This is a genomic window from Nonomuraea zeae (genome assembly GCF_005889725.1).
Lineage (GTDB): Bacteria > Actinomycetota > Actinomycetes > Streptosporangiales > Streptosporangiaceae > Nonomuraea > Nonomuraea zeae.
Genome location: NZ_VCKX01000387.1, coordinates 1 through 10,086, shown reverse-complemented (window position 1 = coordinate 10,086; position 10,086 = coordinate 1). Strand labels below are relative to the sequence as shown.

At 71.4% G+C, this 10,086-nt stretch carries 6 protein-coding genes; 1 reads left to right on the top strand and 5 read right to left on the bottom strand.

Annotation, left to right across the window (positions count from 1 at the left end; translation table 11 throughout):
* The 5 genes from ETD85_RS55815 to ETD85_RS55795 form a co-directional block, all read right to left on the bottom strand.
* A partial coding sequence (locus ETD85_RS55815) for a glycoside hydrolase family 127 protein (protein WP_138697965.1) occupies positions 1–1,756 on the bottom strand: 1,756 nt, incomplete at its 3' end.
* Positions 1,757–1,775: 19 nt separating this feature from the next.
* The gene (locus ETD85_RS55810) at positions 1,776–2,588 is read right to left on the bottom strand and encodes a carbohydrate ABC transporter permease (protein ID WP_138697964.1); all 813 of its coding nucleotides are present in this window, start codon (positions 2,586–2,588) and stop codon (positions 1,776–1,778) included.
* Entirely contained in the window at positions 2,585–3,544 is a 960-nt protein-coding gene (locus tag ETD85_RS55805; protein ID WP_138697963.1) for a carbohydrate ABC transporter permease, read from the bottom strand. Before ETD85_RS55805 ends, ETD85_RS55810 begins: the two co-directional genes overlap by 4 nt.
* Before the next feature lie 2 nt (positions 3,545–3,546).
* A complete protein-coding gene (locus ETD85_RS55800; protein ID WP_138697962.1) occupies positions 3,547–4,800 on the bottom strand; it encodes a sugar ABC transporter substrate-binding protein in 1,254 nt (417 codons plus the stop codon).
* 66 nt (positions 4,801–4,866) lie between these two features.
* Entirely contained in the window at positions 4,867–5,889 is a 1,023-nt protein-coding gene (locus ETD85_RS55795; protein ID WP_138697961.1) for a LacI family DNA-binding transcriptional regulator, read from the bottom strand.
* Positions 5,890–6,275: 386 nt separating this feature from the next.
* Here ETD85_RS55795 and ETD85_RS55790 point away from each other — a divergent pair, with 386 nt between their 5' ends.
* Positions 6,276–9,884 carry a LamG-like jellyroll fold domain-containing protein gene (locus ETD85_RS55790; protein WP_206059505.1) on the top strand — a complete coding sequence of 1,203 codons (3,609 nt, stop codon included), beginning with the start codon at positions 6,276–6,278 and terminating at the stop codon, positions 9,882–9,884.
* Positions 9,885–10,086 lie beyond the last annotated feature (202 nt).

Sequence of the window (10,086 nt, the reverse complement as noted above, 5' to 3'; positions counted from 1 at the left end):
GGTCGAAGCGCCAGGCGTCCACCCCGCCGGGCTCGGCGCGCAGGCCGGCCGACGGGTCGATCACGAGGGCGTCCAGCCCGGCGGCGCCGGGCAGGTCGCGGGACTCCAGGCACAGGACCTCGGGGCCGCGTTCGACGGCGACGCAGCCGCGCACGGCGTCGATCCGCGGGTCGGGCCAGGTGAAGCGGGGCGCCATCGGCAGGTCGATGGCGATGACGTCGCCCGCGCGGAACTCCCGCGTGATCTCGGCGAGGCCGGGCGCGACCTCCCGGGTGCGGCCCTCGTCGGTCAGCGTGGCGCCGGCCGCCCAGGCGGGGACCCGCAGGCTGAGAGTCCAGGGGCCGGTGGAGCCGGCGGCGACGCGGACGCGGACGGTTCCGGTCTCGGGGTAGCCGGTCTCCACGTCCACGGCGATCGGCCGCCCGTCGGGCAGCTCGGTACGGATGGCGCAGGGGGCGTACTGGTGGATCTGCAGGCCGTCGTCGTCGGCGGTGGCGAGGTAGCCGCCGAGACCGGCCAGGGTGCGGGCCACGTTGGTGGGGCAGCAGGAGACGTCGAACCACGGGGCGCGGACGCCGGCCTCGGCGCGCGGGCTGACCTCGTTCGCGTCGGCCGGGCGGCCAGGGGTGCGCTGGTGCAGCGGGTTGGCGTAGAAGAACGCCTGGCCGTCGGTGCTCGGCGAGGTCGCCACGACGTTGTAGAGCGTGCGCTCGATCAGGTCGGTGTAGCGCACGTCGCCGGTGGCCAGGTGCAGCCGCCAGGACACCATGATCGAGGCGACGCCGGCGCAGGTCTCGCAGTAGGCCCGGTCCGGCGGCAGCTCCCAGTCCTCGCCGAAGCCCTCGTCCTGGTGGCGCGAGCCCATGCCGCCGGTGATGTAGGTCCGGCGCGAGACCGAGCGCTCCCACTGCCGCTCGACCGCGCGCAGCAGCTCGTCGTCGCCGCGCTCGACGGCCACGTCCACGGCCGCCGCGGTGAGGTAGAGAGCGCGTACGGCGTGGCCGCGCCACACGTCGGCCTGGCGGATGGGGAGGTCGTCCTGGAAGTAGGCGCGGCCGAGCGGGATGTCGCGCAGCGTGCCGTGGCCGCGGCGGTCGAGGAACAGCCGGGCCTGCTCGATGTAGCGGTCCTCGCCGAGCGCGCGGCCGAGCTCGGCCAGGCCGACCTCGATCTCCGGGTGGCCGCAGATCTTGGCCAGGCCGTCCTGGCCGAAGGTCCGGCACACGTGGTCGGCGGCCCGGCGGGCGACGCGTACCAGGTCGTCCTCGCCGTGCGTGCGCAGCCGGGCGACGGCGGCCTGCAGCAGGTGGCCGAGGTTGTAGAGCTCGTGGCCGCCTTCGAGGTCGCTGTAGCGCGGCGGCTGGTCGCCGTGCCCGAAGCAGGTGCCGAGGTAGCCGTCGGGGTCCTGCGCGCGGGCGACGCGTACGGTGATCCGCTTGATCGCGGCCTCGGCCTCCGCGTCGCCGGTCCGGCCGGTCTCCCAGGCCAGGGCCTCCAGCAGCTTGTAGACCTCGGAGTCGGAGAACGGCCAGCCGGGACGGTCGGGCGCGGTCGTCCCGTCGGCGACACGATCGAAGTTGGCGAGCCAGCCGAGGCGCTCCATCCACGACTCGCAGTGGGCGAGCGTGGCCGTGGCGTTCACGGCCTGCCGCTCGGCCCAGAAGCCGCCGGTGAGCGAGACCTGCGCGAGCCCGAGGGGGCGCACCCGGCCGCGTGAGGGCAGCACGGGGCAGCCGCCCGTCGTGCCTTCGGTCATGTCGTCAAAGCCTTTCTGGTCAGTCCTTCACCGCGCCCGCGGTGACCCCGGCGGCGATGTAGCGCTGCGCGAGGACCAGGAGGAAAGCCGCGGGGACGGACGCGATCACGGCGGTCGCCATGATCGAGTTCCACTGGGTGGTGTTGTTGCCGATGTAGCGGAAGATGCCGAGCGTGATGGGGATGACCTCGCTGTTGCGGTTGAGCGTCGAGGCGAAGATGAAGTCCGACCACGCCCACAGGAAGGTGAACAGCGACACGGTGATCACCGAGTTGCGGCTCAGCGGCAGGATGATGGAGCGGAACGTGCGCCAGGTGCTCGCCCCGTCGATCTGCGCCGCCGACAGCAGCTCGCCGGGGATGCCCGCCATGAACGCCCGGAACAGCAGCACCCCGAACGGCACGGAGAGCGTCGAGTCGGCCACGATGAGCCCGGCGACGGTGTTGAGCAGGCCGAGCCTGATGTAGATCGCGTAGAAGCCCATCGCCATGACGACCGCCGGGATCATCTGCGCGACCAGCAGCAGGAAGTCGATCGCCCGGCCGCCGGGCGGCCGCAGCTTGGCCAGCGCGTAGCCGGCCGGCAGCGACACCGCCAGCGTGAGCACGACCGTGCCGAGGCCGATGAACAGGCTGGTGGCCAGGGCGGGCAGCTGCTGGCCGAGCGCGGCGGTGTAACCCTCGAACGTCGGGTTCCAGGGGAACCAGTGGGGCGGGTCCGCCCGCATGTCGCTCGTCCTGGTGAGCGAGACGTTGGCCATCCAGTAGACCGGGAAGAGCATCAGCGTCACCAGGACGACGCCGAGCGCGGTCCGCCACCAGGTGCGTCTCATGTCCGCTCCTCCCTGCGCTGCAGGCGTACGTGCACGAGCCCGGCGGCGAGTGCGATGAGGATGAGCAGGTTGCCGACGGCCGCCGCCGGGGAGAAGTCGGGCTGCCCGGTGCCGAACGCCTCGCGGTAGGACCAGATGGCGAGGGTCGTGGAGGCGTCCGCCGGGCCGCCCCTGGTCATGATCCAGATGATGTCGACGACCTTGAGCGTGTAGATCAGGCCGAGCAGCAGCGTGATCGCCGACACCGGGCGCAGCAGCGGGAAGGTGATGCGCCAGAACCGCTGCCAGGCGTTCGCGCCGTCCAGCCCGGCGGCCTCGTACAGGTCGGCGGAGATGTTCTGCAGCCCGGCGTAGAGGATCACCAGGTTGAACGGCACGCCGAGCCAGATGTTGGCGACCGTGACCGCCAGCAGCGAGGTGTCCGGCGAGGTCAGCCAGTTGATCTGGCCGATCCCGAACGCCTGCAGGGCCGCGTTGACGATGCCGTTGTCGCTGTTGAGCATCCACGACCAGGTCGAGGCCGACACGATCAGCGGCAGCAGCCACGGCACCAGGAACATCGCGCGCAGCACCGCCGACAGCCGGAAGGAGCGGTGGAAGAAGACCGCGAGTGCCAGTCCGAGTGCGTACTGGACGGCGATGGAGCCCAGCGTGAACAGGGCGGTGTTCCCCAACGCGCGCAGGAATGCGTCGTCGGCGAGGATCGTGCGGTAGTTCTCCAGGCCGGTGAACTCGGGGTTGCCCTGGATGAAGGCGCGCGGCGTGTAGTCGTGCACGCTGAGGTCGATGTTGCGGTACAGCGGATAGGCGTAGAAGAGCAGCAGGTAGACGATCAGCGGTGCGAGGAACGCCAGGGCCGTCCACCGGCTCGCCCGGTTGCGCCGGGGCGCGGGCCGGGCGTGCCGGGTGGCGGCCGGCCGATCGGCGCGCGCCGCGACGGTTCGGGGTGTCGCCATGATCAGTTGCCGGTCGCCTGCTTGGCCTGGGCCTGGGCGTCCTTGAGCGCGTCGGCGGGGGACGCCGCGCCGCTCAGCGCCTTCTGCACGCCGGTCCACAGGGCCTCGGACATCTTTGGATATTTGGTGCCGAGGTTGTCGCTGGTGCGGCCCTTGGCGGTGCGTACGGCCTCCACCCACGGCTTGAGGCTCGGCTCCTTGGCGAGGATGGCCTGCTGCCCGTCGGCGGTGGACGGGATGTAGTACGCGAACGTCGTGCCGGTCTCGACCAGGCCCTCGGGCGTGGTCATGCATTCGAGGATCTTCTTGGTGACGTCGTAGCGCTTGGTGTCCTTCTGCACGGGCACCGTGATGAACTCGCCGCCGGTGGGCGTCGGGGCGGCGCCGCCGTCCTTGCCGGGGATCTGCACGATGCCGGTGGGGAAGCCGGCCTTCGCGGCGCTGTTGATCTGCCAGGTGCCGTTCTCGGCGAAGGCGAACTCGCCGGTCAGGAACTCCTCCCACGTCGTGTTCTGGGAGTTGCTGATGACCGAGTTGGGCGCCAGGCCGTCCTTGAGCCAGGAGCTCCACAGCTCCAGCGCCTCGGTGGCCTGGGGCGAGTCGAGCTGGGTGAGCTGCGCGCCCGCGCCCCAGAACCAGGGCAGGAACTGGAAGGAGCCCTCCTCGGTGCCGATGGCGGAGAACGTGATCGGCTTCTTGCCCGCGGCCTTGACCTTCTTCAGCGCGGCGGTGAGCGAGGCCCAGTCCTTGATCGAGTCAGGGTTCACGCCGGCGTCATCGAGGACCTTCTTGTTGTAGTAGAGCGCGAGGGTGTTGGCGCCGATGGGGATGCCGTAGGTCTTGCCGTCCAGCTCGCCGGCGGCGATGAGGTTCTTGTCGAAGCGCGCGGTGTCGAGGCCGAAGTCCGACATCGCGGTCAGCATGCCCGCGTCGGCCAGCGTCGAGACGGCCGGGTTGTCGAGGAGGATGACGTCGGGCGCGTTGCCTTCCTGGCCTGCCAGGAGGGCCTGGTTGGTGAGAGCGGTCGTGTCGTAGGCGGTGCGCTGGATGGTGACGCCGGCCTGCTGCCCGCAGGCGCCGACCCGCTTGGCCCACGCGGAGCCCGCGTCGTGCTGCGGGTACGGGTCCCACCAGGTGTACGCGCCGCTCGCGGCGGAGGCGGACGTGCCGCCGCCCTGCGGGGGCGTGGAGGCGCAGGCGGCCAGGGCCAGGACGGCCGTTCCGATCACGGTTGCCTTGACGGACGTATGCTTCATCCGAATTCTCCAGTGTTAGCGCTACCATCGAGCGCCGTCGAACGGTCAGGGCTGTCGCCCGCGCGATCAGCGCGAGAGCGGGGGTGCGGTGCTCCCGAGCGAGACCAGCTCGGGAGAGATGAAGCGCACGACGAACGGCTCCGCGCGCGCCGCCTGGGACTCCACGCGGCGCACGAGCTGGCGCACCGCCATGGCGCCCAGGCGGTCGGGTGCGCTCTCGATGAACGAGTAGGGCAGAGAGAAGGTCGCGGCGAACTCGGCGGAGTAGCGCCCGATGACCGACAGGTCCTCGGGCACCCGCAGCCCGCGCGCGTAGGTGACGGAAGGCAGCGCCGCCGCGGCCGCCTCGTTGTTGATGAGCAGGCCGGTGGCCTCGGGAAAGGTGTCGAGCAGGCCGTTGAGCAGCCGCCCGACGGCCGGCTGGCGGGACTCGCCGTAAACGGCGTGCATCGTGACGCCCAGCTGCCGGGCCCGTTCCAGGGCGGCGTCGCGCAGGCGCCAGACGTACGCGCCGCCGCGCTCGACCACGTGCTCGGGCTGCGAGATCAGGATCAGCTCGCGGTGGCCGAGCCGGTGGAGGTGGTCCACCATCACCCGGCCGGCCTCCTCGAAGTCGAGGTCGAACACGTCCAGCCCGGAGCAGTCACCGGGCAGGCCGACCAGGGCGCCCGGCTGCGGCGCGGCCCGCAGGATGGGCAGCCTGGAGTCGTCCTCGGCGATGTTCATGAGCACGACGCCGTCCACCATCCGCGAGTCGGTGATGCGCCGCAGCGCCCGCGCGCCGTCGGCCTCGGTCACCAGCAGCGTGTCGTAGCCCAGGTCGCGGGCGGTGTCGGTGACGCCCAGGATGTACTGCATCATCGCGGGCGCGAACTCGTCTTCGTGGAACTGCGCGAGCAGACCGAGGACCTTGGTCTGGGAGGTGGCCAGCGCGCGGGCTCCCGCGTTCGGCGTGTACGCCAGCGCCTCGGCCGCCGCCAGCACGCGCCGGCGGACTTCTTCCGAGATGGGCCGCTTGCCCGACAGCGCGTACGACGCCGTGCTGCGGCTCACCCCGGCCTCCTTGGCCACGTCTCCGATCGTCGCCACAATCACCTCCGATACGTCGAACCGGTTCGACACCGTGTCGCGGACTCCCCGCTTCGCCGACCGGCCCACCAGCGGAAGGGCATGCTGGATTGGCTTCTGCCGCCGCGCGACTCGGCACCGTCGCGAGTGACACTCGCCAGGAGCAGGCGAACCGGTTCAACGATGCCCCCGACCATCGTCCTTCCGGGCGCGCCCGTCAAGGCGAAAGGTTACGGACGATGCAGAATCGTGACATGCCGGAAAAGAGGCATTGACGCGCGGCGCACGGCTACGTAACCTACGCGAAACTCTCATTGCGTCGCGGTCGACTCCCCGGGACGTTGTTAGCGCTCACATTTAGGTGAAGCGGGACCGGCACTCCCCTTCCAGCACCGAGGGAAGTCGTCATGGCCATCTCCCGAGTCATGCGTGCCGCGCTGCTGCCGGCCGCGCTCACCGTCGCGTTATCGACGGGCGTCGCCGACGCCCGGGCCGTCGCCCCACCCGTCCCCGGCCTCGTCTACACCTTCGACGCCGACGACCTCGCCACCGGCTCCATCACCGACTCCTCCGGCCATGGCCGGCACGGGACGCTGGTCAACGGCGCCACGGCCGCGCTCGTGGCCGGAGCGGGCGGCGGCCAGGCGCTGAGCCTGCCGGGCGGCGCCCCCGACTCCGGCGGCGCGTACGTGCGGCTGCCGCTGGAGGCGATCGCCGGCAAGACCGACCTGACGGTCTCCGTGCGGGTGAAGTGGGACGGCACCACCGCGCCCTGGCAGTGGATCTACGCGCTCGGCAAGGACACCGGCCGCTACCTCTTCACCACCCCGTACAACGGCGACGGCCGCCTGCGCACCGCCGTCACCGCCTTGGCCGCCGGGGGCGAGGCGCAGGTCACCGGCTCGGCCGCGCTGCCCGCCGGCGCGTGGAAGACGCTCACGGTCACCCTGGACACCACCGCGCGGCGGGTCACCACCTACCTCGACGGGGCCGCCGTGGCCTCCGCCGCCACCACGGTGACCGCCGCGCAGCTCATCGACGCGGCCACGACGTCGGCCGGGTTCATCGGGCGCTCGTTCTACGCCGACCCGCTGTTCGACGGCGCGATCGACGACTTCCGCCTCTACGCCGACGCCCTGACGGCCGAGCAGGTGGCCGAGCTCGCCGGCGGCGAGCCGCCCACGCCGACCGCCCTGGAGCGGGACACCTTCGCGGTACGCACCTCGATCGGCACCGCGCCCGCCCTGCCGCCCGCCGTCCGGGCCACCTTCTCCGACGGCTACGACCGCGACCTGCCGATCGCCTGGTCGCCCGTGGACCCCGACGACTACGCGGCGATCGGCACGTTCACCGTGACCGGCACCGCGGGCGGCCGGCCCGTCACCGCCCAGGTCACCGTGATCCGCGAGAACGAGCTGGTCATCGACCTCGCCGAGGACACCGGCGCCTTCCACGGCGGCGCCTCCGGCACCCTCTACGGCCTCTACGGCCCAGGCGTGCCGACCAACAACCTGATCGAGGGCATGCGGCTGCGCACGGTCTCGACCAAGGCCCAGGACGGCCCGCAGCACCCCGGCGCCGACGCGCTGGAGGTGGTCAAGCCGCTGGCCGACAGCACCGACGGCGACGTGTACGTCTACATGACCGACATCCACCGCGGCTTCCCCTACCAGTGGCCGGGCGCGACCCCGGAGGAGAAGCTGGCCACGTACAAGGAGAAGATCGCCAAGCAGGTCGATCAGGTGCTGCAGCTCGACGCGAAATATCAGGACAACATCGTTTTCGTGCCGTTCAACGAGCCCGAAGGCAACATGTTCGGCACCGGCGAGTGGAGCTACAACCGGGTCAGCTGGCTCAATGACCCGCGCGACTACTTCAGGGCCTGGGACGACGTGTACGCCCTCATCAAGGGCAAGATGCCGGCCGCCCGCATCGCCGGCCCGAACACCAGCGTCCTGTACGCCCAGGTCAAGGGCTTCCTGGAGCACACGGCAGAGGCGGGCACCGTCCCCGACGTGATGACCTGGCACGAGCTCAGCCACCCGGAGCAGGTCAGGGAGAGCGTCAAGCGCTACCGCGCGATGGAGGCCGAGGTCCTGCCGGGCAAGCGGCTGCCGATCAACATCAACGAGTACGCCTTCAACTACCACACCTCGGTCCCCGGCCAGATGATCCAGTGGGTGTCGGCCATCGAGGAGTCGAAGGTGGACGCCGACATCGCCTACTGGAACATCGACGGCAACCTGTCCGACTCGGCCGTGCAGGCCAACCGGGGCAACGGCCAGTGGTGGCTGTTCAACGCCTACGGGAGCATGAGCGGGCACACCGTGCGGGTCTCGCCGCCGTACCCGGGGCAGAACTACACGCTGCAGGGCCTCGGCACGCTCGACCGGGACAGGAAGCAGGCCCGCGCGATCATCGGCGGCGCGACCGGCCGCAGCCACGTCCGCTTCGAGCACGTCCCCGCCGGCGTGTTCGGACGCACGGTGCACGCCTGGATCAGGGAGATCCCGTGGACCGGGCAGATCGGCGACTCGGCGCAGCCGGAGATCGTCGCCGAGCGTGACGTCCGGGTCGAGGACGGGACCGTCGCCTTCGACTTCGGCGACGCCCTGCCAGCGCTGCGGGAGTCGTCGGCTTACGAGATCGTGCTCACCCCGGCCGGTCCGGGCACCGTGACCGCGCCGGCCCCCGAGCTGTGGGAACGCTCGTACGAGGCCGAGGACGCCAAGTACACCGGCGGCGGCTACAGCCGTAACGGCCCCGAGGGCTCCCCGTCCGACGTGTCGAAGTTCTACACCTCCGGCCGCTACAACGTGGGCGGGCTGCGCACCGGCTCCGACGGCGTGCTCGACTTCACCGTGCAGGTCCCGCAGGCGGGCCGCTACGACCTGAGCGTCTTCGCCAACTCGCTCAACACCTACGACCTGGTGCGCGAGCAGGGGCCGACCAACGTGTTCGTCCGCGTGGACGGGGCCGCCGAGCAGGAGCTGTTCCTGCCGCTCGGCTACAAGTGGGTGGTGTGGGACCACGCCGACACCACCGTCGAGCTCACCGCGGGCGAGCACGTCATCTCGCTGGCCGCCCGCAGCCTCGACGGCGCCGGGGCCACCAAGGGCGACGCGATCGTGGACCGCATCCGGCTCTCGCTGCCGAACCCGGCGGCGGCGACCACGTCCTACGAGGCGGAGCTGGCCGATCTGGACGGCGCCCGCGCCTCCTACGACGACCGGCGCGAGCGCGGTGTCTCCGGCTCCGGCGTCGTCTCGGCCAAGCGCGGCCAGGCCGTCACCTTCTGGGTCTACTCGGCCCGGGACGCCGCCGCCACGCTCGGCCTCGACCTGCTCGGCTCCGGCCGCGCCTCGGTGTCGGTCAACGGCCAGGAGGTGACGACCGCCCGGCGCGGCGACGCCGGCACGGCCGTGTCCCTGTCGGGTGGCGTCAACAAGGTCACCGTCACCGGCCGGACGGGCACCGCGCTCGTCGACCGGCTGCGGGTGACGCCGTCCGCGGCGGCGCTGCCCGCCACCGCGTACGAGGCGGAGTCCGCCAACGTCGCCGGGTCCGCCCAGGTCGCGCGGTTCTCGCTGGCGAGCGGCGGCGCGGCGGTCGGCGGGATCGGCGGGCCGCCCGGCAACGCCAGCACGCTCACCTTCGCCGTGCAGGCGCCCGCGGCGGGCACGTACGCCATGCGGGTGCGCTACGCCAACCCCGAGCAGTCGGCGGCGACGCACTACAACCCGGACCCGCTCGCCCGCCACGCCGACATCGCGGTGAACGGCGCGGACCCGCAGCGCGTGCTCTTCCCGCACACGTTCCACGAGAACAACTTCTGGGAGCTCACCGTGCCGGTGCGGCTGAAGAAGGGCGCCAACTCGGTCCGGTTCGCCGCCGAGGAGCTGCCGAACTTCGACGGCCGGACGTACGCCTCGGACACCTTCCCCGGGGTGCTGCTCCGCTCGCGGCTCGCGCCGACGATCGACAAGATCACGATCGCGCCGTTCAGCCGCGGCTGATCCGGCCCGGACGCGCAGCGCTGGTGCGGCGATCCGCACCAGCGCTGCTCAGTGCCACGTCAGCCCGCTCCCGGAGGATGCTCCTATGGATGTCAAGAGGGGCTTTCTTGATCGTTGGAGGTGATTATCCGGTAGAGGTCGCGGGCTATGTAGCGCTTCAAACAGCGGATGATCTCTTTCTTCGACAGGCCGTCTCGGGTGC

Excerpts from the sequence above, each read along its gene's own strand:
- ETD85_RS55810 (WP_138697964.1), bottom strand. The coding sequence starts at position 2,588 with ATGAGACGCACCTGGTGGCGGACCGCGCTCGGCGTCGTCCTGGTGACG.
- ETD85_RS55805 (WP_138697963.1), bottom strand. The coding sequence starts at position 3,544 with ATGGCGACACCCCGAACCGTCGCGGCGCGCGCCGATCGGCCGGCCGCC.
- ETD85_RS55800 (WP_138697962.1), bottom strand. The coding sequence starts at position 4,800 with ATGAAGCATACGTCCGTCAAGGCAACCGTGATCGGAACGGCCGTCCTG.
- ETD85_RS55790 (WP_206059505.1), top strand. The coding sequence starts at position 6,276 with ATGGCCATCTCCCGAGTCATGCGTGCCGCGCTGCTGCCGGCCGCGCTC.